At 41.9% G+C, this 23,321-nt stretch carries 23 protein-coding genes, 2 pseudogenes and 1 other annotated feature; of the genes and pseudogenes, 23 read left to right on the plus strand and 2 right to left on the minus strand.

Annotation, left to right across the window (positions count from 1 at the left end):
* Nucleotides 1-25: 25 nt before the first annotated feature.
* The 16 genes and pseudogenes from B5F53_RS20070 (at nt 26) to B5F53_RS04080 (ending at nt 9,559) form a co-directional block, all read left to right on the plus strand.
* Nucleotides 26-190: a hypothetical protein gene (locus B5F53_RS20070; RefSeq protein ID WP_204246903.1), complete on the plus strand. Its 165-nt coding sequence runs from the start codon at nt 26-28 to the stop codon at nt 188-190.
* A gap of 56 nt (nt 191-246) precedes the next feature.
* Nucleotides 247-846 (plus strand): type 1 glutamine amidotransferase family protein, encoded by a 600-nt coding sequence (locus B5F53_RS04015; RefSeq protein ID WP_087220147.1) that lies wholly within the window; start codon nt 247-249, stop codon nt 844-846.
* 111 nt (nt 847-957) lie between these two features.
* Nucleotides 958-1,371, plus strand: a complete 414-nt coding sequence (locus B5F53_RS04020; RefSeq protein WP_242970239.1) for a hypothetical protein — start codon at nt 958-960, stop codon at nt 1,369-1,371.
* Nucleotides 1,355-1,513 carry a hypothetical protein gene (locus B5F53_RS20275; protein WP_242970240.1) on the plus strand — a complete coding sequence of 53 codons (159 nt, stop codon included), beginning with the start codon at nt 1,355-1,357 and terminating at the stop codon, nt 1,511-1,513. Before B5F53_RS04020 ends, B5F53_RS20275 begins: the two co-directional genes overlap by 17 nt.
* A gap of 24 nt (nt 1,514-1,537) precedes the next feature.
* Nucleotides 1,538-1,951 (plus strand): DUF3788 domain-containing protein, encoded by a 414-nt coding sequence (locus tag B5F53_RS04025; RefSeq protein WP_087220150.1) that lies wholly within the window; start codon nt 1,538-1,540, stop codon nt 1,949-1,951.
* A 30-nt stretch (nt 1,952-1,981) separates the two neighbouring features.
* On the plus strand, nt 1,982-2,737 hold the full coding sequence (locus B5F53_RS04030) for an alpha/beta fold hydrolase (protein WP_087220153.1): 756 nt from the start codon (nt 1,982-1,984) through the stop codon (nt 2,735-2,737).
* Between the two features lie 96 nt (nt 2,738-2,833).
* Complete coding sequence (locus B5F53_RS04035) at nt 2,834-3,307, plus strand: GNAT family N-acetyltransferase (protein ID WP_087220156.1); 474 nt, start codon at nt 2,834-2,836, stop codon at nt 3,305-3,307.
* Between the two features lie 123 nt (nt 3,308-3,430).
* Nucleotides 3,431-3,603 (plus strand): annotated as a pseudogene (locus B5F53_RS04040) (nuclear transport factor 2 family protein); the annotation flags it as partial.
* Between the two features lie 12 nt (nt 3,604-3,615).
* The gene (locus B5F53_RS04045; protein ID WP_087220159.1) at nt 3,616-4,530 is read left to right on the plus strand and encodes an ABC transporter ATP-binding protein; all 915 of its coding nucleotides are present in this window, start codon (nt 3,616-3,618) and stop codon (nt 4,528-4,530) included.
* Nucleotides 4,527-5,423 carry an ABC transporter permease gene (locus tag B5F53_RS04050; protein WP_204246904.1) on the plus strand — a complete coding sequence of 299 codons (897 nt, stop codon included), beginning with the start codon at nt 4,527-4,529 and terminating at the stop codon, nt 5,421-5,423. Before B5F53_RS04045 ends, B5F53_RS04050 begins: the two co-directional genes overlap by 4 nt.
* 142 nt (nt 5,424-5,565) lie before the next feature.
* Entirely contained in the window at nt 5,566-6,411 is an 846-nt protein-coding gene (locus B5F53_RS04055) for a helix-turn-helix domain-containing protein (RefSeq protein WP_087220162.1), read from the plus strand.
* Nucleotides 6,401-7,315: a DMT family transporter gene (locus B5F53_RS04060; protein WP_087220166.1), complete on the plus strand. Its 915-nt coding sequence runs from the start codon at nt 6,401-6,403 to the stop codon at nt 7,313-7,315. The genes B5F53_RS04055 and B5F53_RS04060 overlap by 11 nt, the downstream gene beginning before the upstream one ends.
* Nucleotides 7,299-7,412 (plus strand): annotated as a pseudogene (locus B5F53_RS20805) (DUF2000 family protein); the annotation flags it as partial. The gene B5F53_RS04060 and the pseudogene B5F53_RS20805, both read left to right, overlap by 17 nt.
* Nucleotides 7,413-7,520: 108 nt before the next feature.
* Nucleotides 7,521-7,853 carry a DUF3784 domain-containing protein gene (locus tag B5F53_RS20810; protein ID WP_087220741.1) on the plus strand — a complete coding sequence of 111 codons (333 nt, stop codon included), beginning with the start codon at nt 7,521-7,523 and terminating at the stop codon, nt 7,851-7,853.
* A 68-nt stretch (nt 7,854-7,921) separates the two neighbouring features.
* Nucleotides 7,922-8,695, plus strand: a complete 774-nt coding sequence (locus B5F53_RS04075) for a class I SAM-dependent methyltransferase (protein ID WP_087220169.1) — start codon at nt 7,922-7,924, stop codon at nt 8,693-8,695.
* Between the two features lie 66 nt (nt 8,696-8,761).
* Nucleotides 8,762-9,559, plus strand: a complete 798-nt coding sequence (locus tag B5F53_RS04080) for an epoxyqueuosine reductase (RefSeq protein WP_087220172.1) — start codon at nt 8,762-8,764, stop codon at nt 9,557-9,559.
* An 87-nt stretch (nt 9,560-9,646) separates the two neighbouring features.
* Here the strand turns inward: B5F53_RS04080 and aroA are convergent, their stop codons facing one another.
* Both aroA and B5F53_RS04090 read right to left on the minus strand, forming a co-directional pair.
* A complete protein-coding gene (aroA, locus tag B5F53_RS04085) occupies nt 9,647-10,924 on the minus strand; it encodes a 3-phosphoshikimate 1-carboxyvinyltransferase (RefSeq protein ID WP_087220175.1) in 1,278 nt (425 codons plus the stop codon).
* 11 nt (nt 10,925-10,935) lie between these two features.
* On the minus strand, nt 10,936-12,030 hold the full coding sequence (locus tag B5F53_RS04090) for a prephenate dehydrogenase (RefSeq protein ID WP_087220178.1): 1,095 nt from the start codon (nt 12,028-12,030) through the stop codon (nt 10,936-10,938).
* A 206-nt stretch (nt 12,031-12,236) separates the two neighbouring features.
* On the opposite strand from B5F53_RS04090, the gene B5F53_RS04095 reads away from it, so the two are divergent.
* The 7 genes from B5F53_RS04095 to B5F53_RS04125 all read left to right on the plus strand — a co-directional run bounded on the left by B5F53_RS04095 (nt 12,237) and on the right by B5F53_RS04125 (nt 22,975).
* Entirely contained in the window at nt 12,237-14,330 is a 2,094-nt protein-coding gene (locus B5F53_RS04095; RefSeq protein ID WP_087220180.1) for an elongation factor G, read from the plus strand.
* 177 nt (nt 14,331-14,507) lie between these two features.
* Nucleotides 14,508-16,205 (plus strand): hypothetical protein, encoded by a 1,698-nt coding sequence (locus tag B5F53_RS04100; RefSeq protein WP_087220183.1) that lies wholly within the window; start codon nt 14,508-14,510, stop codon nt 16,203-16,205.
* Between the two features lie 171 nt (nt 16,206-16,376).
* Nucleotides 16,377-16,605 (plus strand) — a binding site (T-box leader).
* Nucleotides 16,606-16,660: 55 nt separating this feature from the next.
* Entirely contained in the window at nt 16,661-19,075 is a 2,415-nt protein-coding gene (gene leuS / locus B5F53_RS04105; RefSeq protein ID WP_087220186.1) for a leucine--tRNA ligase, read from the plus strand.
* A 207-nt stretch (nt 19,076-19,282) separates the two neighbouring features.
* Entirely contained in the window at nt 19,283-19,723 is a 441-nt protein-coding gene (locus tag B5F53_RS04110; protein ID WP_087220189.1) for an Rrf2 family transcriptional regulator, read from the plus strand.
* Nucleotides 19,724-20,023: 300 nt separating this feature from the next.
* Nucleotides 20,024-21,610, plus strand: a complete 1,587-nt coding sequence (locus B5F53_RS04115; protein ID WP_162610523.1) for an FAD-dependent oxidoreductase — start codon at nt 20,024-20,026, stop codon at nt 21,608-21,610.
* Nucleotides 21,607-22,320: a 2Fe-2S iron-sulfur cluster-binding protein gene (locus B5F53_RS04120; protein ID WP_087220196.1), complete on the plus strand. Its 714-nt coding sequence runs from the start codon at nt 21,607-21,609 to the stop codon at nt 22,318-22,320. Before B5F53_RS04115 ends, B5F53_RS04120 begins: the two co-directional genes overlap by 4 nt.
* On the plus strand, nt 22,310-22,975 hold the full coding sequence (locus B5F53_RS04125; protein ID WP_087220199.1) for a DUF3786 domain-containing protein: 666 nt from the start codon (nt 22,310-22,312) through the stop codon (nt 22,973-22,975). Before B5F53_RS04120 ends, B5F53_RS04125 begins: the two co-directional genes overlap by 11 nt.
* The last annotated feature ends 346 nt before the right edge of the window (nt 22,976-23,321 follow it).

The following is a 23,321-nucleotide window of genomic DNA, read 5'->3' on the forward strand; positions in this document are numbered from 1 at the left end:
TTGGAAGTTGTAAAGGAGACCGACTATGAAAGATAAAAGCATTTTAATCAGTGTGGGAATTATTATTTATATTGTTATGTCTGGAATTGATAGATTTGTTTATCATATACCTAATATTATTTATATTCCAATAGCAATTCTCGGTATTGCTTTAATTTTAATTGGCTTCTTTAAGGATAAATCTAAATAACAAAATCCCAGGTTGTAGAACTGAGAAAATTAGAAGTTATGAAGGAGTATATTAAAATGAAAAAAACGATTTTATTTGTGATTTTACAGCAATATGCGGATTGGGAAGCTGCATATTTATCGTCTGCAATAACTATGTTAGGACAAGGGCAGTACGATATAAAAACAGTATCATTATCGAAAGATTATGTCCAGTCTATAGGTGGTTTTCGGGTATTGCCCGATTATGATATTAAATCTGTTCCAAAGGATTATGAAGCACTGGTTTTAATTGGCGGAATGACATGGAGAACAGAAAATACACAGCAAATAGAAGTACTTGTAGAAGAGTGTTATCAAAAAGGCAAAGTATTAGGCGGGATTTGTGATGCATCTGCGTTTTTAGGTAAAGCCGGTGTTTTGAATGATGTGATACATACAGGTAATGATGTAAATGACTTAAAACAATGGGCTGGCTCTTCCTATGCAGGGGAAACAAAGTATATTGCGAAACAGGCGGTTAGAGACAGAAATATAATAACCGCGAACGGTACGGCACCGATGGAATTTGCAAAAGAGATTTTGTCTGCTTTAAATGTAGCAAGTGAAGATAAAATATCAGACTGGTATAATTTCCATAAATTAGGTTTTTATACCGCGCCTATGCCTAAAATGTAAAGACAAGGCGTTTGAGGAACTCCCAGCTTGTAGAATTGAGAAAATCAGAGGCTGCCGAAAGGACAAGCAGGACTATACCTAACTATCACAGGACAGGGAAGGATTAAGAGTATGATTACGGATTCATTTGACGATAAAACTGAACCTATATTTACGCTGCAGGATTTTTATGGAGAGAGAAAAAAGATCCTCGATACCTGTATTATCATTTTTTCCAAAGAGATTTACGAGACAATACTCACCACTTATATTTGTACAAAAATTGCGGAAATCAATGCACCGAACGGGGCTGTTCCCATCTATAAATTCAGCTATAGTGGAAAGGAAATGGCCTTCTATTTATCCGCGATCGGTGCAACGGGAACATCCGAATATTGTATTGAGGCAAATTGGCTGACCGGTGCTGAGAAGTTTATCATGTTTGGCTCGGCGGGAAGTCTTGATAAAGAAAAAACTCAAGGGAGATTTGTTATTAGGCTGTATTGCGGTAGATATGGAGCTGGCAGGTGTGCAGTCTGTTTGTGACTTCTACGGCTTTGATCTATATGATTTTCTTGTGACGGGGGATGTGCTGTCGGAAGATAAATATGAGATGGAAGGATTCAACGATGCCAACCATAACATGGATAAATTCTATATTGCTTTGGAGATTGCGAAACGAATTTAAAAGAACGCGCTAGGGGGAATAAGTATGCTGGATAAAATACCTGATGCGGAGGAAATGACTGCTTTGGTAGGGCGATCATTGTATGATATATGGAATAAACTGTGTACCTTAATTGATGAAAAGTATGACATGGAATGCTTGTGGAACAAAGGCGGTAAAGCGTGGACTTATGAGTATAAATACCGTCGCGGCGGGAAAACACTTTGTGCGTTGTACGCAAGAGAAAACTGTGTAGGATTTATGATTATCTTAGGGAAAGATGAACGGTTAAAATTCGATGCAGATAGAAATAGTTATTCAGAAGAAGTTCAAAAAATTTATGATGAAACTAAAACCTACCATGATGGAAAATGGCTGATGTTTGAGCCAACGGATACAGCTTTGTTTGAGGATTTTGTCAGGCTGTTGGGAATAAAAAGAAAGCCCAACAGGAAGTAAACCGATAAAAGCGTAAGAAGGGGTGAGATAATGGCATATTTTAAATACCGGGAAAAATCTATTTACTATGAAGAATACGGGCAGGGCGAGCCGGTGATTTTCCTGCATGGCAATACTGCTTCTTCTAAAATGTCCCAGCTCCTCATGCCGCTGTATGTGGAAAATTTCAGATGTATTCTGATTGATTTTTTAGGCAACGGGCAGTCAGACCGGGTAAAGAAATTTTCGCCTGATATGTGGTATGATGAAGCCTTGCAGACGATTGCCCTCGCTGAACACTTGAGATGCGGGAAGGTCAGCCTTATCGGAACAAGCGGCGGTGCATGGGTGGCTGTTAATGCGGCACTGGAACGTCCCGACTTATTTCGGGCAGTCGTAGCAGACAGTTTTGACGGACGCACTCTTGATCAAAATTTTTCCGTTAACCTTTTAGCTGAAAGGAAAGCGGCAAAAGAAAATACACAGTCAAGGCAATTTTACGAATGGTGTCAGGGAGCAGACTGGGAAAAGGTAGTTGAGCTTGATACGGAAGCATTATTGAAGTGCGCGTGGGAAAAGCGTCCGCTGTTCCATAAGCCATTGGAGGAATTAAGAACGCCTGTTTTATTCATGGGAAGTTTAGAAGACGAAAGCTGCCGAAACGACATTGAAAAAGAGTATAGAGAAATGGCATCTATGGTTTCAAAGGCTTCCGTATATCTGTTCCCGGACGGAGGCCACCCGGCTCTCTTTTCCAACGCGGAAAAGGCCGCAGATATAATTTGTGATTTTATATTTCAGCAATAACAGCAATCCCGGTTTCTCAAAATTGGAACTTTCGGGAGATGTGGAGACAGGAATGTAGTTTGGGTCGGAGAATTTAGATCATAAAGAGGTGAGCAGATGGAATATGTAATACGAGAAATGAGAAATGAAGAATATTGTTTGTTAGACAATTTTTTATACGAAGCGATTTATATTCCAGACGGTATTGAAGCTCCACCCAAATCCATAATAGGTTGTCCTGAATTACAAGAATATATCATTGACTTTGGAAAACGAAAACATGATAAAGCCTTAGTTGCAGAAATTCAAGAGAATGTGGTAGGAGCTATTTGGGCTAGAATAATGAATGACTATGGACATATTGATAATGATACTCCATCCCTTGCTATGTCTATCTATAAAAAATACAGAGGATTAGGAATCGGAACTTCATTATTGAAACAACTATTGTCAGTAGAAAGATTAGCTGGTTATCCAAAAATTTCTTTATCTGTTCAGAAAAGTAATTACGCTGTAAAAATGTATAAGAAAGCTGGATTTACTGTTGTTAATGAAAATAATGAAGAATATATTATGGCTATAAATTTGTAACATTAAATCCGAGTTTTATAGAAGACCGGGATTTAAAGCGAAAATTAACAATAGTAAAGAGAGGAGTATAACGTAATGAGAAAAAGGTGCCTTATGAACGAGAGAGAAGAAATAATCCGATTATGGTTTGATGAATGGAATACGCGCGGAAGGGTTCTTCTTTGGGAGATTAAACAGTTTTTTTTCAAGGTGATCAAACCATTGTGGAGTGGTATTTTAAAAACAAAATGGATAATGGAAATATCGAAGAATTTGACGGTCTCTCTTTGATTGTCTGGACAGAGGATAATAAAATAGGAGGCAATTGAATGAGCAATATTATTCAAATCAATAATCTTAACAAGAGTTTTGGAAGTGTAAATGCTGTTCAGAATTTGAGTTTTCGTGTGAAAGAAGGGGAGTTGTTTGCCTTTCTTGGTATCAATGGGGCAGGAAAATCAACTACAATCAATATTATGTGCGGACAACTGTCAAAAGACAGTGGAAGCGTTTTTATTGATAAACACGATTTAGATAAGGATATGGACCATATTAAGCGTGAACTGGGTGTGGTTTTTCAATCATCTGTCTTGGATTCAGCCATTTCTGTTTATGATAATTTGGAAAGCCGTGCCGCTTTATATGGCATTACTGGAAAGGAATTTAAGAAACGGCTTACGGAACTTGCCCAAATATTAGATTTTGAAAACTTGTTGAAACGCACCGTTGGTAAATTATCAGGAGGACAACGCCGGAGAATTGATATTGCAAGGGCTTTGTTTCATAAACCTAAAATCCTTATTCTTGATGAGCCGACAACAGGGCTTGATCCGCAGACACGCCGACTGATTTGGAATGTTATATCAAATTTTCGCAAAGATGAAAATATGACTGTATTTTTAACTACGCATTATATGGAAGAAGCTGCACAAGCGGATTATGTTGTAATTATTGATGATGGGAAAATATCCGCAGAGGGTACTCCGCTTGAATTAAAAAATATCTATACTGGAGATTACATCACCATTTACGGTGTAGATGAAAAGGCTATTAAAGCACTTAATGTAGAATATGAGCAGATCCGAAACGGTTATCGGCTTTCTGTCCCGAATACAAAGGCTGCAACTGAATTGATTATTCGTAATCCGCAGTTGTTTAATGATTACGAAATAACAAAAGGAAAAATGGACGATGTTTTTCTTGCTGTTACAGGCAAAACATTGGTGGGAGGTGCAGAAAAATGAGTATGGCTTTCATTCTTATCAAAAGAAACATCAAATTGTTTTTCAAAGATAAGGGAATGTTCTTTACCTCTTTGATAACGCCTGCTATATTGCTTGTACTTTATGTGACTTTTCTTGGGAATGTGTATCGGGATAGTTTTGTATCTAATTTACCTAACTCATTAAAACTATCAGAAAGTATAATAGAGGGACTGGTAGGCGGTCAACTTATCTCATCTATTCTTGCTGTTTCGTGTGTAACGGTTGCTTTTTGTTCTAATTTTTTAATGGTGCAAGATAAAGCAAATGGTACGATAAGAGATTTAAGAATATCTCCTGTGAAGTCAGCTGCGCTTTCGCTGAGTTATTATATTGCAACTTTGCTTTCAACACTTATTATTTGCTTTGCTGCAACGGGTATCTGCCTTGCTTATGTGGCTATTGTCGGTTGGTATATGTCACTCGCAGATGTACTCTTTTTATTTCTTGATATTTTACTCCTCGTTTTGTTTGGAACAGCATTATCGTCGATTATTAATTTTTTCTTATCAACACAAGGACAAATTTCAGCGGTAGGTACAATCATCAGTGCGGGATATGGGTTCATTTGTGGTGCATATATGCCTATTTCTTCATTTGGCGAAGGATTGCAGAAAATAATTTCATTTTTGCCGGGGACTTATGGTACATCACTTATCCGAAATCATACAATGCAGGGGGCACTTGCCGAAATGCAAAATCAAGGTATTCCAACAGAGGTTATTGAGAAATTAAAAGATTCCCTTGATTGTAATCTTTATTTTTTTGGAAGTGAAGTAAATATTGAAACAATGTATATGATACTTGGAATCACTACTTTGGTATTGATTGGAATTTATATTTTTTTAAACAAATCAAAAAAATACAACCATTAATTTAGCAGCTACAAATGCTATGTATGCCGCGGCTATGGGTAATACCATAACGGCGGTTTTTCTATGATGTAAAATGAAGATATTTTACAAGCCTTTTGAAATTCACAGTGATACAATGGAAACGTTTAAGGAGGAAATGCACATGAAGAAAGAAACAAGAACGGTGGTCTACGATGATGAACTGCGTATCGAAGCCTACCGCTTTGAAGGAATTGTGCAGCCGTTTCCGAACCATTTCCATGAATACTATGTCATCGGATTTGTAGAAGATGGAGAACGGTGCCTGTCCTGCAAAAATCGAGAGTACACCATTGGTCGAAACGATATTGTTCTGTTCAATCCTGGCGATAATCACGCCTGTGTCCAGACCGATGACAGAACCCTGGATTATCGGGGGTTTAATATCACAAAGGAAACCATGCTGGATTTGGCTGGGGAAGTCACCGGAAAGCGTTTACTACCGGGCTTTTCAAAGACGGTCATTTCTGATGAAGAAATTACCTGTTATCTTAGACCTCTCCATGAACGGATCATGAACGGTTCTATGGAATTTGACAAAGAAGAGCATCTTCTTTTGTTGCTGTCAGTTCTGATTCAGCGTTACGGACAGCCTTTTGAAGAATGTATTCCAGAGTGCCGGAAAGAAATTGAAAAAGCCTGCGCCTTTATGGAGCAGCATTATACCGAGCGCATTTACTTAGACCAGATCTGCCGGAGTGCGAATTTAAGTAAATCCACATTGCTTCGGGCTTTTGCAAAAGCGAAAGGCGTTACGCCGTACCGCTATCTGGAAAATATCCGGATCGGCGCAGCAAAAAAATTATTGGAACAGGGCGCTGCCCCCATTGAGGCGGCTATGCAGACGGGTTTTTCCGATCAAAGCCATTTCACCAATTATTTTAACAGTTTTATTGGTCTGTCTCCCGGCGCCTACCGTGAAATATTCCTAAAGAAAGAGGAAACAGGAGGGGAACGGCATGGAGCATAATAAAGCAATCGGGCACGTATCTGCGCTGCTTACGATTTTGATTTGGGGAACCACTTTTATTTCTACAAAAGTGCTGTTGGCAGACTTTCAGCCCATAGAAATCTTATTTTTCCGTTTTGTCATGGGACTGTTGGCACTTTTAATCGTTTATCCTCACCGTATGCCAAAGACGACGGGCAGGCAGGAACTTTCCTTCGCCGGGGCGGGGCTGTGCGGCGTGTGCCTTTATTATCTGCTGGAAAATATCGCATTGACCTATACGATGGCCTCCAATGTGGGAGTAATTATTTCCGTTGCCCCTTTCTTTACCGCAATTTTGTCCCATATCTTTTTGAAACAGGACGAGAAATTGCGGGCCAATTTCTTCATTGGCTTTCTTGTGGCCATGGTGGGAATTGCGCTGATCAGTTTCAACGGTTCCTCTTTGCAGCTCAATCCCGTGGGGGATCTGCTGGCGCTGCTGGCTGCTCTCTTATGGGCCTGTTATTCCATCCTGACAAGGAAGATTAGTGACTTTGGATACCATACCATCCAGACCACCAGACGGGTGTTCTTCTACGGGGTACTATTTATGATACCGGCACTGTTCTTCTTTGATTTCAAGTTAGATTTGAGGCGATTTGCCAATCTGACTTATTTGCTGAACATAATCTTTTTGGGGCTTGGGGCGTCAGCACTTTGCTTCGTTACATGGAATTTTGCGGTTAAGCTGCTGGGAGCAGTAAAGACCAGCATTTATATTTATTTGGTTCCTGTTATCACGGTGGTGGCATCTGTACTTATCCTGCACGAGCCGTTTACCTGGCTGACCGGGACCGGAACCGTTCTGACACTGGCCGGGTTGCTGCTCTCCGAAAGAAAACAATTTAGGAAAGAAGGAAATCGAAATGGACTTGCAAAATGAAAAATGTGTGATGGTGATTGACGAACATCTGCCTATGGGCCTGATTGCAAATACGGCGGCAATTATGGGAATTACCCTGGGAAAGAAAATGCCGGAAGTATGTCTTTGCTGCGATAATATCAAATACAATGACAGAGAAAGAAACGAATGGTATAATAAAAGAAATCAGGAAGACAAATTTAGAAGTTGTGGAGGGATATCTAAAATGAAATTGGCGGATTTATCAACGGGACCAGATTGGATAGTATGGATTGGTTTTTTTATACTTGCTGTACTTTCTATTATTTTGGTTTCTGGGCATGGGAGCTGTTTTATTTCCGGATACAATATGGCTTCTAAAGAAGAAAAGGCAAAATATAATGAAAAGAAGTTATGTCGAACAATGGGAATAGGAATGTCTGTTATAGCAATTCTTCTTCTGATTATGGGATTGTTTGAAAATGCTTTACCAGCATTTTTTGTATATATTTCACTGGGGATTATTTTGGTTGATGTCGTTGTAATTATCATTTTAGGAAACACAATATGCAGAAAGTAACAAAAAACGAAAAAGGAGGATTCCAAAATGGCAAAAGCAATAGATAAAGAAAGAGAAGTGTTTGCCCTTTGATTATCAAAAATAAAATGATAGATAATGGAAAGGGATTTGATTGGGGAAAAGTGTCCTCTGAATATGCAAAATATCGAGATATTTATCCAAAAGAATTTTATGAAAAGATTCTTGACTTAGGATTGTGCAAAGATGGACAAAAGGTTTTAGATCTCGGCACGGGTACAGGTGTTCTGCCGAGAAATATGTATTCTTATGGGGCAAAATGGATTGGTACAGATATTCAGCAAGCAAAAAAGTTATCGGTGGGAATGGGTATTGATTATTTTGTAGAAGCAGCAGAAAACATAGATTTCCCGGAGGAAACTTTTGATGTTATTACCGCATGTCAGTGTTTTTGGTATTTCGATCATAAAAATGTCATGTCAAACTTATATCGAATGTTAAAACCTAATGGTAAATTGTTGGTTTTGTATATGGCATGGCTTCCCTATGAGGATAAAATAGCTGGAAAAAGCGAAGAGCTTGTTTTGAAATATAGCCCGAAATGGAGTGGCGCAGGGGAAACGCTTCATCCAATTCAAATTCCAGATTGTTATGAATTGTGTTTTGAGGTGCTTTACCGTGAAGAATACCTTTTGAATGTGCATTTTTCCAGAGATACATGGAATGGAAGAATGAAAGCCTGTCGTGGTGTGGGCGCTTCACTTTCTAAAGAAGAATTGAAAGAATGGGAGGCTGAACATCTAAAAATGCTTTCAGAAATAGCACCAGAAGAATTTGATATTAAGCATTATGCAGCACTTGTTGAACTACAAGCTAGAAAGTAAATAAATTCCAGTTTTAAGAACCGAGAAAATTGAAATTGATTTTATTTTTCCGGGAGGTACTGTAATATGACACAGAAACGGCTGATGATAGAACAGAAAATTACAGATTTTGTAAGCACGTACCAGAAACTCCATCACACGGAAACGCACTGGCGCAGCCCGGTCATCGGAGTGGCAGACGCCCTTGACCCATTGTACAGGGAACTGAAAGAAAAAATCTGCCCCGGCCACGCTCTTCCTTCAGAAATCGTTCCCGGTGCAAGATCCGTGATTGTATTTTTTATTCCCTTCTCTAAAGAGATTATAAAAAGTAATATTTCAGGTGAGGAAAGTTCGCGGGAATGGGACTATGCATGTATTGAAACCAATCAGCTTATCCGTGATCTCTGCCATGAGCTGTACCGGACCATAACGGATATGGGATGGCACGCCTCCAACCTGCCGCCTACCTATCAGTACGATGAGAAAAGACTGGTCAGCAAATGGTCCCATAAAAGCTCCGCATATATTGCAGGCATCGGAAAATTTGGAATTCATCAGCTTCTAATTACCAGCCAGGGCTGCTGCGGACGGATCGGAAGCGTCATAACAGATATGGAACTTTCTCCTACCCGTCGAAAGGAAGAGGAATACTGCCTTTATAAACGCCAAGGCATCTGTAAAAAATGTATGGACAGATGCGTCAATCAGGCTTTTTCCCTACAGGGGCTCGAAACCGTGTACGATCGTTTTCGGTGCAATGAACAAATTTATGATAAAATTGTTCCCAGATACCCCATTGGTGATGGCGATGCCTGTGGTAAATGCATGTGCGGCGTCCCCTGTTCTTTTGCAAACCCGGCAGATATCGTGGAAAAAGAGTGAAAATGCTGTTTTAAAGTCCCTGTATAAAAAGAGGATGTCCCTTTTCTGTTGAACCAAGAATTCACAGGAAAGGGACATCCTTATATACTATTCAGACAGACCGTATAAATCCTGATAGAAATCGGGATAGGAAATGTTTACACACTCTGCGCCCTGAAGGGTCAGCTCACCTTCGCAGATCAGTCCGGCCACGGCAAAGCTCATGGCAATCCGGTGATCCAGGTGCGTATCAATCTGTGCGCCGTGAAGAGGATGTCCCCCTTCAATAATCATCCCGTCTTTGGTTCCGGAGATTTTCGCACCCATACGGGAGAGATTATCGACCATTACGTCAATACGGTTGGATTCCTTGACCTTTAATTCTTCTGCATTTCGGATAACCGTGGTTCCCTTTGCATAAGCGGCCAGAACAGCAATTAACGGAATTTCGTCAATCAGTGTCGGAATCAGATCGCCTTCTATGGACGCAACATGCAGTTCGGAAGAGCGAACCAGCAGATCTGCCACCGGTTCTTCCCCGGCCAGACGGGAATTTAAAAGGGTAACATCCCCGCCCATCTTTTTAAGTACTCTTAAAATACCGTCTCTGGTAGGATTAATCCCTACATTTTTAATTAAAATCTCAGAATTCGGAGTCAATAGTCCGGCGCCGATAAAATAAGCGGCAGAAGATATATCTCCGGGTACTATAATCTTGCGTCCTTCCAGACAGGGATCCGGAAGAATGGTGGCGGTGGTGCCATGGGAGGCGACCTGCGCTCCGAAGTGACGAAGCATCAGTTCCGAATGGTTTCTGGAGAGAGAAGGTTCAGTAAAACTGGTAGGAGTGTCCGCATACAGGCCGGCAAGCAGGACGCAGGATTTCACCTGGGCGGAAGCTACCTTGGAAATATAGTGAATTCCATGAAGGTTTCCTCCCTGGATGGTGAGGGGCACGCAGCCGTTGTCTTTCTGGCTGGAAACAGAAGCTCCCATCTGTTCCAGAGGAGTTATAATTCTCTGCATAGGCCGTTTCTGAATAGAAGCATCTCCGGTGATTTCACTGGTAAAATCCTGTCCGGCCAGAATTCCTGAAAGCAGACGCACCGTAGTTCCGCTGTTTCCCGCATCCAGAATCTGAGATGGTTTCTTCAGACCCCGCAGACCTTTTCCATGTACCTGTACCTGATCTCCCTGAACAGAGATGTCAATCCCCATCTGCCGAAAACAGTCAATGGTAGAGAGACAGTCTGCACCCTTTAAAAACCCGGTGATCTCCGTAGTTCCACGGGCAATGGAACCAAACATTACGGCACGGTGAGAAACCGATTTGTCACCCGGAACTGTTATTTCCCCTTTTAGGCGGGATACTTTTTTGATAACCATAAGATCCTCCCTCATGAATCGTAAATGATATAATTTCGTTTTCTTAACAGAGCGGCTGCCCTTTCCAGGGCGGCTTCATCGTAGAACTCAATTTTTAAAACGCCTTCTTCAAACTCCCGGTTATGGATAATTCCGATATTTTTAATACTGATTTTATCCATTGCCAGTATCGTTGCAATGGTAGCGATTCCGCCGGCCTCGTCTACAATATCGCAGTAAAGACGATAGGAAGATTTTAAAGGACCATGGGCAACGGTATCGAAGGAATCCCGGTAGTCTCTGGAATCTGCAAACATCTGGAAAATAGCATCCCCGTCTTTTTCATTAATATAATAGCGAATCTGAATCAGCATCCGTATATAATCGTCCAGGACAGAGGAGATATTTCCGGGATTTTCCAGACAAATCTGCTGCCACATCACAGGGGAAGAAGAAGCAATTCGCGTAATATCCTTAAATCCTCCTGCTGCAATCATTTTCATATATTCGGCTTCATTGTCCAGCGAATGAATCAGATTTACCAGAGAAGAAGCAATAATATGCGGAAGATGGCTGACTCCCGCAGTGATATAATCGTGTTCTTCATAGGTGAGGACTAAAGGAATGGCGCCGAAAGAAGTCACCAAATCCGTATAGGAAGACAGTTTATCCAGAGAAATTTCTTCAGAAGGAGTCAAAATATAATAGGCATTTTCAAACAGATGATCGCTGGCATGTTCAAAACCGCTGCGCTCTGAACCGGCCATAGGATGTCCGCCGATAAAATTCTTCTCCAGCCCGATTTCCGTTACTGCCTGATGGATAATTCCTTTTACGCTTCCCACATCAGAGATAATACAGGTATCTTTGATGACCTGCTTTAAGTATTTCAGATACTCCAGATTGCAGGAAACGGGGGCGCACAGAAAAATGTAATCGCATTCTTTAAAACGTGGGTCTTTTGCTTCGCAGACACCACTGATAATGTTGTCAGAAAGGGCGCTTGCCAGTGCCTCTTTATTTACATCGTAGGCCAGAAGACAGTACTCCGGATGATATTTCCGGATGGTCTTTGCAAGAGAGCCTCCGATCAAACCTAAACCAATAAAGCCAATTGTTACATTCATTGAAGTTTTATGCATCCTTTCTATAATACGTTAACGCGCATGGTTTATTTTAAGAGAATCCGCTATAAATGTCAATTGCACAGCAAAAATTAAAGAAATCGGAAAAATATCACGAAAAAAAGTTGTTAAAATTATATAATTTACTTGAAATTACTCAACTTTTTTAGTAAAATATGAACATATTATACTACAGGGAGGTATTACAGATGGACGTTTATAGAACCGACCGAATAAGAAATGTAGTTTTATTAGGTCATGGCGGAGCAGGAAAGACCACAGTAGTGGAGGCAATGGCATATTTAGCAGGTGTTACGAACCGGCTTGGAAAAGTGGAAGACGGTAATACCATAAGCGATTATGATAAAGAAGAAATGAAGAGACATTTTTCTATTTCCACAACTCTGGTACCAGTACCATGGAACAAAATGAAAGTCAACGTACTGGATACACCCGGATATTTTGATTTTGTGGGAGAAGTAGAAGAAGCCGTAAGCGCAGCAGGAGCCGCAATTATCGTGGTATCAGGAAAAGCCGGCGTACAGGTGGGAACACAGAAAGCCTGGGAGTTATGTGAAAAATACAAACTTCCCCGTATGATTTTTGTAACAGACATGGACGTGGACGATGTCAGCTACCGGAAAGTAGTAGAAGACCTTACTGAATTATATGGAAAGAGAATTGCGCCTCTGCATTTCCCCATTCGTGAAGACGGAAAATTCGTGGGATACGTAAACGTGGTAAAACAGGCCGGAAGAAAATACGTGGATAAAGCCGGAAAACAGGAATGCCCGGTTCCGGAACATCTTCAGGAATACCTGGATAAATATCATGAAATCTTAATGGAATCTGTGGCAGAAACCAGTGAGGAATTCATGGAAAGATATTTTGAGGGAGATGAATTTTCTGTTACAGAAGTATCCGCTGCATTAGCCAATAATATTCAGGACGGAAGCATTGTTCCGGTATGTATGGGATCCCCAATCAACCTGCGGGGCGTATCCAATCTTCTGGATGATATTTGCGGTTACTTCCCCGGACCGGATAAACGGGAATGCAAAGGAATCATGCAGAAGACCAACGAAATTTTCTCTGCGGACTATGATTTCACAAAAGCAAAATCTGCTTATGTATGGAAAACTATCGTAGATCCTTTCCTGGGTAAATATTCCCTGGTGAAAGTGGCATCGGGCGTTATTAAATCCGACGACGTTCTGTATAATACAGAAAAAGGAACAGAAGAGAAACTGAATAAGCTGTATGTGCTGGAAGGTTCCAAACCGGTGGAAGTTCCGGAGCTGCATGCGGGGGATATTGGAGCAATTGCAAAATTAAACAGCGTACAGACCGGAGATACTTTATCTACCAAGGCAAATCCAATCCTGTATCCGAAGACAGCCATTTCCGTTCCTTATACATATAAGAGATACCGTGCAAAGAACAAAGGAGATGAAGATAAGATCTCCCAGGCACTGGCAAAAATGATGAGCGAAGATCTGACCATCCGCAATGTGAACGATTCTGCCAACCGCCAGACTCTTCTCTATGGTATGGGCGAGCAGCATCTGGATATTATCTGCAGCAAATTAAAAGAGCGCTACAGAGTGGAAATTGAGCTTTCCAAACCGAAGGTTCCTTTCCGTGAGACTATCCGCAAAAATTCCGATGTGGAAGGCAAACATAAAAAACAGTCCGGAGGACACGGACAGTATGGTCATGTAAAGATGCGTTTTGAGCCGTCCGGCGATCTGGAGACTCCATACATCTTTGAACAGGTTGTAGTGGGCGGAGCCGTTCCCAAGAACTACTTCCCGGCAGTGGAAAAAGGTCTTCAGGAATGTGTACAGAAAGGACCACTGGCCGCATATCCTGTAGTAGGAGTGAAAGCTACCTTATATGACGGTTCTTATCATACCGTAGACTCTTCCGAAATGGCCTTTAAGATGGCAACTATTTTAGCGTTTAAGAAGGGATTTATGGAGGCATCTCCGGTTCTTCTGGAACCGATTGTATCTATGAAAGTAACAGTTCCGGATAAATATACCGGAGACGTTATGGGCGATTTGAATAAGCGCCGTGGCCGTGTTCTGGGAATGTCCCCGGAAAAGAGCGGTCTTACTGTAATAGAAGCAGATGTACCAATGCTTGAGATATACGGTTATTCCACAGATTTGCGCTCCATGACCGGCGGAAGCGGAGAATTTTCTTATGAATTCGCCCGCTACGAGCAGGCTCCAAATGATATTCAGGAGAAAGAGATTGCCGCAAGAGCAAGCAAAGTGGAAGAAGGAGCAGACGATTAATACAGTTTTATTTCTTTGAAATTGGGGGATTTTATAGAAGGCTGCCGCAGTAGTGCGACAGCCTTCCGTATGTTTTTCTCCTGGAAAATATTTATAGAATCTTAATTGTATTTCTACGGGAAAAATGATACCATAGAAGGGCTTTTAAGATAAAAGACGAAAAGAAAGAAGGAGACTATGAAAAGTAAAAAAGGAAAGATCATTGCCGTTTTAGCTGTTCTGATTATTGCGGGAATTTATTACTACGTGACGATTCCTGCGATTAACATTCACGCCACAGGTTTCTGGATTTTCCTGATTGCACTGTTGGTATTATGTCTGTTTCTTTACGGCATCCGGAAAGTGCGCTCTCCGGAAGAATTTAAAACCAATAAGGTAATCAAAGCCGGCCTCGGAATCATTGTGGCCGTAGTGGCCGTCTATTTAATCGGGACACTGTTGTCTTCCCCGATTATAAATGCAAAGAAATACCGGGAACTGATAACTCCTGAGACCAGTGATTTCACAGAAGATATTGAGCAGATCAGCTACAATCAGATTCCTATTTTAGACAAGGACTCTGCCACACTTCTGGGAAACAGGAAGATGGGAAGCATGGTGGATATGGTATCCCAGTTCGAAGTAAGTTCCATTTACTCCCAGATTAATTATCAGGGGAGACCGGTGCGTGTAACGCCTCTTACCTATGCAAGCCCCATTAAATGGCTGACCAATCAGAAAGAGGGAATTCCGGCTTACATCACCATTGACATGACAACCCAGAATACAGAACTGGTGAAGTTAAAAGAAGGAATGAAATATACGGAATCGGAATATTTTAACCGGAATATTTACCGGCATTTAAGATTCCGTTATCCAACTTACATTTTCGATCAGATCAGTTTTGAAATTGATGAAGAGGGAACTCCGTTCTGGATCTGTCCGGTGAAAGAATATACTATCGGCTTATTCGGCGGCCAGACCATCGGAAAAGTGGTTCTGTGCAACGCTGTAACCGGTGAATGTACGGATATGGATGTGGAAGACTGCCCTACCTGGATAGACCGGGTTTATCCGGCGGATCTTCTCATTGAGATGTATGATTATCACGGAGAATTAATTAACGGATTTTTCAACAGCGTTTTCGGACAGAAAGGCTGTCTGAAAACAACGGAAGGATATAATTACCTGGCCATTGACGATGATGTCTGGGTGTATACCGGAGTTACTTCTGTAAGCGGCGATAAATCCAATGTGGGATTTGTGCTGATGAATCAGCGAACCAGAGAAACGAAATACTATGAAATCCCGGGAGCGGAAGAATTTTCCGCCATGGAATCTGCGGAAGGGCAGGTGCAGAACCTGGCGTATACCGCAGCCTTCCCTCTGCTTTTAAACATCGCAGACGAACCCACATATCTGATTGCATTAAAGGATAATGCCGGTCTGGTGAAAAAGTATGCTATGGTAAACATCCAGAAATATCAGAACGTGGCAATCGGAGATACGGTTTCCCAGTGTGAGGAGAAATATCTGGAACTTCTGGTAGACAATGGAATGCTGGATGATGAGAAAGCGGCTCAGTCGTCAGAAGAAAAAGAAGCAAAAGGAGTGATTTCCCGGATGGCCCAGGCGGTCGTGGAGGGAAATACCCATTATTATCTGATGCTGGAAAATGAGGATCGCATATATGATGTTCCTATTACCGATTTTCTGGGAATTGTAAAATACGATGTGGGAGATACGATTACTCTTACTTACATTGAGGGAGAACCGGCCTGTGAAGTGACCTCTGTTACCGGAGCCTCCGGGGATGCCCGGGCGGAAATAGAAACAGAGAGTACAGAAGAGGAAACAGACGAAACAGCCGCAGAAAGCGAAGAAACACAATCCTAGTACAAAAGACAGGAAAAAGCGTAACTATTCAGCCATGCATCTCGGATTCTCGCAGCTGCCGCTGCTCTACCGCCGCTTACCCGGCTGAATAGTTACGAAAAAGCCACAAAATCTCAGGTTAATACTTGACAAACAGACAACCGCTCGTTAAAATGACAATAGTTTTACAGGAGAAAGGCAAGGAAAAGGAAGAGTAAAAAACGGATGTCTTTCAGAGAGCTGCCGGCAGGTGCAAGGCAGCAGCGGAAGTTTTTGAACTGGCCTTTGAGCTTCACTGCCGAAAAGAAGAGTAGGCAGCGGCGGTTATTTCCCCGTTATCGGAAAATGAGTGCGTCTGTTGAGAAAGAAGACAGATGAATTAGAGTGGTACCACGGAAAATTAAGCCCTTTCGTCTCTAAGAGATTAGCGACAGAGGGCTTCTTTTTTCTTATTTTATAATTCAGGAGGAGAAGTCATGAGTGTACCTTACAATCATAAAGCGATTGAAGCAAAATGGCGTACAAACTGGGAAAAAAATCCGGTAAACGTCAATGATGGAAAAAAACCGAAATATTACTGTCTGGATATGTTTCCATACCCTTCCGGCAATGGATTACATGTAGGACACTGGAGAGGATATGTAATTTCAGACGTATGGAGCCGTTATAAAATGCTGCAGGGATATTATCTGATTCATCCCATGGGATGGGACGCTTTCGGACTGCCCGCAGAAAACTACGCAATTAAAATGGGCGTTCATCCGGCCAAATCAACGGCTCAGAACGTGGCAAATATTAAGAAACAGATTAATGACATTGCCGCTATTTATGACTGGGATATGGAAGTCAACACCACAGATCCCAATTTCTATAAATGGACCCAGTGGATTTTCGTAAAGATGTTCAAAGAAGGACTGGCTTACGAAAAAGAATTCCCCATTAACTGGTGTCCGTCCTGTAAAACAGGACTGGCCAATGAAGAAGTGGTAAACGGCTGCTGCGAACGCTGCGGCGCTACGGTTACCAAGAAAAATCTCCGTCAGTGGATGCTTCGTATTACCAAATATGCGGACCGTCTTTTAAATGATCTGGATAAACTGGACTGGCCGGAGAAAGTAAAGAAGATGCAGACGGACTGGATTGGAAAATCTTATGGTGCGGAGGTAGATTTCCCGGTAGAAGGAAGAGAGGAAAAGATTACCGTATACACCACAAGACCAGATACCCTCCATGGAGCCACCTTTATGGTACTGGCGCCGGAGCATAAGCTGGCAGCCTCTCTGGCAACCCCGGAGAACAAAGAAGCCGTAGAAAAATACATTTATGATGCTTCTATGAAATCCAATGTGGATCGTCTTCAGGATAAAGAAAAGACAGGTGTATTTACCGGAACCTATGCCATCAATCCTTTAAACGGAGCGAAGGTTCCCATCTGGCTTTCCGATTACGTACTGGCCGACTATGGTACAGGAGCCATTATGTGCGTACCTGCCCATGACGACCGCGACTTTGAATTTGCAACGAAATTCCAGATTCCGATTATTCAGGTAATTGCAAAAGACGGAAAAGAAATCGAAAATATGACAGAAGCTTACACAGAAGCTTCCGGAACCATGATCAATTCCGGAGAGTGGAACGGCATGGAATCCGCTGTTCTGAAAAAAGAAGCTCCGGCCATGATCGAAGAGAGAGGAATCGGAAGAAAGACTGTAAATTACAAACTCCGCGACTGGGTATTCTCCCGTCAGCGTTATTGGGGAGAGCCGATTCCGATTATTCACTGTCCTAAGTGCGGAGCTGTTCCCGTACCGGAAGAAGAGCTTCCGTTAACCCTTCCGGAGGTAGACAGCTACCAGCCTACCGGAACCGGAGAATCCCCCCTGGCAGCCATTGACGAGTGGGTAAATACCACCTGCCCGTGCTGCGGATCTCCTGCCAAGAGAGAGACAAACACCATGCCTCAGTGGGCCGGATCTTCCTGGTATTTCCTGCGATACGTGGATAATAAGAATGATAAAGAACTAGTATCCAAGGAAAAAGCAGATAAGTATCTTCCGGTAGATATGTATATCGGAGGAGTAGAACACGCAGTTCTTCATCTTCTGTATTCCAGATTCTATACCAAGTTTTTATATGATATTGGAGCAATTGACTTTGACGAGCCGTTCCATAAGCTGTTTAACCAGGGTATGATTACCGGTAAAAACGGAATCAAGATGAGTAAATCCAAAGGAAATGTGGTATCCCCGGACGATCTGGTAAGAGACTACGGCTGTGACTCCCTGCGTATGTATGAATTATTCGTAGGACCGCCGGAACTGGATGCAGAGTGGGATGACCGCGGAATCGACGGCGTATACCGTTTCTTAAAACGTTTCTGGACTCTGGCCTGCGACAGCATTGAAAAGAATCCGGCAGAGACAAAAGAGATGGTAAAAATCCGCCATAAAATGGTGTATGATATTACCCAGCGTCTGGAAAGCTTCAGCCTGAATACGGTTATCTCCGGTTTTATGGAATATACCAATAAGATGATGGAGATTGCAAAGAAAGAAGGCGGAATGGATCTGGAGACTATCAGGACGGCAACCATTCTTCTTGCGCCGTTCGCACCTCACATTGCAGAAGAACTCTGGGAGAAACTGGGAAATACAGATTCTGTTTTCCATACCCAGTGGCCAAAAGCAGACGAAGAGGCAATGAAAGACGATGAAATCAAGGTGCCGGTACAGATTAACGGAAAGACAAAAGCCGTAATTGAAATCCCGGCAGAAAGCTCCAGGGAAGAAGCCATTGCAAAGGGAAAAGAAGCCATTGCAGATAAGCTGACTGGAAATGTAATAAAAGAAATTTACGTACCAAAGAAAATTATTAATATTGTTATGAAATAAAAGCAGAAAGAAAAGACGCTGATTCATTAAGAATCAGCGACTTTCTTTTTTAGTGGTGTGCCTGGCAGCGCACGTTTCCAAACGGGTGAAACTAGAGGTATTAGAATTTAAAGGATAGCAGGAGTGGAAAGTCACAGTTGACAATTTTCTTCCAAAATGTTATTTTGTGAATAACAAGAAGTTTATAAAATACATAGAGGAGGGAAAATGAAATTTTCAACAAAATTAAGTGACGCGGTGCATGTCATGGCCTTTATTGTGATCAATCCCACAATGGATCTGAGCAGTACGGCTATTGCGAAAAGCATCCATACAAATCCGGGATATGTCCGCCAGCTTATGATGCTTCTAAAAAAAGCGGGCTTGCTGTCCGGGACACGGGGGAAAGCCAAACCGGTACTTCTGCGTGAACCGGAAAAGATATCTTTGCTGGATGTCTATCGGGCGATTGAAGGGAGTAAACCACTGTTGCATTTGGACACGCATACAAATCCGGAATGTGCCGCGGGAGTCAATATTCAGCTTGCTCTGCAGCGATACTATGATGAGATACAACAAACTGCAGAGCGGGAAATGGAACAGATCACATTAGCAGATATTATTCGGGAATATTATAGCAGATTAGAAACAGGTGAATCTTTGTATTAGAGAAAAAGCAAAGATTCACCTGTTTTTTATGGGAAATATAATGTTATTTTTAAAATAACATTATATTGACAAAGAGGGTTTTAAGCGTTATACTGTTGGAAAAGATGTTAATTTAAAAATAACATTATGAGATAAAAAGAGTCTAAACTATGGGTTCCAGAAAATAATACAAAAGAAGAGTCAAAGATAGAATGTTGAACTTGGGAAAACGGAAACTTTCGATGGAGGAAAAATTGAAAGTTGCATTGAGCCTAGCTGATGGCAGCTTTTATGAATTGGCAGCAGAAAGGGCAAAAAATTATGAATGAAACCATTATTATTATAGGTGCGGGATTTGGGGGACTGTCCGCAGCCCTTACATTGGCGGAGAGAGACTGCAAATGTGTTTTAGTTTCCAGGCAGCCGTCAGAACGGGCGCAGTCCGTGCTGGCGGAGGGTGGAATCAGCGGAGCGCTCTCCCAGGATGCAGAGGATATTTTTTCTCATTATCAGGATACGATGAAAGCAGGATGTGATTTGGCGGATAGCGATGCAGTGCGGCGTATGGTACAATTCGCACCGGAAATCATCCGGCAGTTAAAAGCATTGGGGGCACCTTTTCAGATGGAAAGCGGAACTGCGGCATTGAGAAAGTTGGGTGGACATAGCCGGGCACGTACCAGTTTTGCAGGAAACAGTACGGGAAAGGTTATTATGACAGCGTTAATTGATGAAGTGAGAAAAAAAGAGGTTCTGGGAATTGTGGAACGACTGCCGCATCATGTTTTTGAGAGTCTGCTTCTGGATGGAGAGAACTGTCAGGGTTGTATCATACGCGATTGTTATTCTGGACAGAAAATGACATTATATGGATCGGTGATTTTAGCATCTGGCGGTATGAGCGGCCTGTTTCCGGGAAAGGCAACAGGCGGGCTGGAAAATGACGGGAACGTAACGGCATCTGTATTTCGCCAGGGAGTAGAATTGGGGAATTTAGAATTTATCCAATACCACCCTACTGCGGTTACAGGCGCCGGGAAGAAGTTGCTGGTCAGCGAATCTGCCAGAAGCCATGGTGGAAGGTTATTTATAAAACGAGGAACGGAAAACTGGTATTTTCTGGAGGATTTTTATGGACCGGAAGGGAATTTGGTTACGAGGGACACGGCGGTGAAAAAGATGCAGGAGGTCAGTGAAAGAGAGGATTGTGAGCTTCCCATCTATTTAGATATGACGGGAATTAACAAAAAAGTATGGGAAGAACAGCTTTTTGAGCTTCGGGGTATGTGTGAAAAGTTCTTGGGAATAAATCCCCAAAAAGATTCTGTTCCAGTGGAACCTGCAATTCACTATTTCATGGGCGGCATTTTAGCAGATAAAAATCACCGCACGAATAAAAAATTTTTATATGCAGCGGGAGAATGTGCCTGCCAGTACCACGGGGCTAATCGATTAGGCGGTAATTCTATCTTAGGTGCGATTTATGGAGGACAAAAAGCAGCAGAGACAGCGGTATCGGAAATCCGGCAATTTAAAATGCAAAGAATTGAGGATGATACCGGTTATTTTTCGGCACCAGAAGCTATGGATAAGGCAAAGCGCTTAGGAGAAATTCTTGAAAAGTGTATGGGGATTATGAGGAATGAAGATAGGTTGCGGAGCGCTTTGTGCGAATTGGAAGAATGGTTTGTAAAGACAGATTCATGGGTGATTCAGAATAAATTGCTTCTGGGAATTGCTATGGTGAAGTCGGCACTGGAGAGAAGAGAGAGCAGAGGTGCTCATTGGAGAGCAGATTATCCTAGGGAAGAAAAAGACTTTCAGAGGATTACGGTTGCCCGGTTTGAGAAGGGAAAGGTGAAAATTCTGTTTCGTAAGATTAGTGAAGACGAGGTGGATGTAGGATGAGAAAATATATAAAAATTCTTCGGAAGCAGCAAGAAAACACTTTCTGGCAAACGTTCTGCTATGATACAAATAAATCGCAGATTTCCATAGCACATGTGCTTTTGGAATTGAATCAAAGGAGTCCCTTGAAGGACATAGAAGGAAAAGAAGCAGAACCTATTCAATGGGAATGTAATTGCCAGCAGGGAAAATGCGGAGCCTGTGCAATGCTGATCGATGGTTTTCCGGCATTAGCCTGTGAAGAAAAACTGGATATTCATATGGACACAGTGGAGCTGATGCCTTTACAGAAATTTCCTGTTGTGAAGGATTTGATCGTGGATAGGAGTTCAGTTTTTGAAAATTTAAAGAAAATGCAGGTTTGGATAAAAGGAAAAGGTCCGGTAAAACAGGAAAACCAGAAGGAGGCTTATTGCGCTTCGCAATGTCTGCAATGTGGATGTTGTCTGGAAATTTGTACCAGCTATACGGGTGGAGATGAGTTCCTGGGAATGGCGGTACTTGCTCCCTCTGTCAGAATTTTTTCTGTTTCAAAAGGAAAGGAAAAAGATTTGATGCTGAAAAAATATCGAAGGTATGTATATGAGGGCTGTGATGAATTTCATGCCTGTGACCACGTTTGCCCTGTAAAGCTGCCACTGGCACAGCTTATGGCGCATATGAACGCACAAATAAAAAAAGCAGTAGGAGGAGATAGAAATGAAGAATGAGTTTCAAGCAGAAGAGACAAATAATTATGAGAAATGGTGTGAGCAGTGGCGGGAAAAATTTCTGGATATGGACCAGGAAAAATTAAAAATACTGCTGCCGGAATTAAAAGAAGAAGGCGACTGGCTGACAATTTGTCATTTTGGAAGAAAACTGGGGATTCATAAAGATATTGGAAATATCAGGGCGATGGAGGATGACGAGCCGGTAACCTGCTATGAAAAATTGAATATTTACACTTTATTCGGGTATGTGACTTCGTTGGCATATTTCAAAAATGAGTGGGTAAAGTTTGAAAAATTAAAGAATACAGCTCCGTTTTCAAAGGCATTTCAGCAGGGAATCATAGATCCTTTTTCAAGAATGTTCCATGAGCATACGAGAGAATTAGAAGAAGCTCTTCAGAAGATGGGAGGTAAAAAAATAACATGGTCGGATGTAGGGTATGAATTAAATGCATTCGAATGTATTCCGGTTCGATTCCTTTTTTGGGAGGGAGATGAGGAATTTCCATCGCAGGGAAATCTTCTTTTTGATGCCAGTGCTACAGATTTTATTCATGGGGAAAGTATCGTAACCATTGCGGCTGTGGGGTTGGACAGAATTGCAAAACAGGCGGGAGTATCAAGAGATGCCAGCGCTTTTCCTGTTTTCTGAGATGGTGTGAATAGAGTTACTAGGTTGATATCTGCTAATCCAAAGCTGTATTCTTGAATGAAAAATGTGCTATCTATGATTAGAAAGGAATGGTTGGATGGTTCAATACCTTCTTCATACCATCGGCATGGTAGTGGTGGCTACCCAGGAGGATATGGACAGGTTCTGATTGAAGCAGCATAAGGTCTTTGCTATAATCAGATCAGACATGCAAGCATGTCTGCCTGGCTCACTGCCTGCGTAATAAAAAGAAAAGGGTTCTGAAAATCAACTGGAACAGCGGTGGAATTTATGAAAGAAGAATGTTTGATCTGTAAAGCACCCCTGGAATATCTGAAGGAAGATG

This window comes from Blautia sp. An249 (assembly GCF_002159835.1).
Classification (GTDB): Bacteria; Bacillota; Clostridia; order Lachnospirales; family Lachnospiraceae; genus Blautia_A; species Blautia_A avistercoris.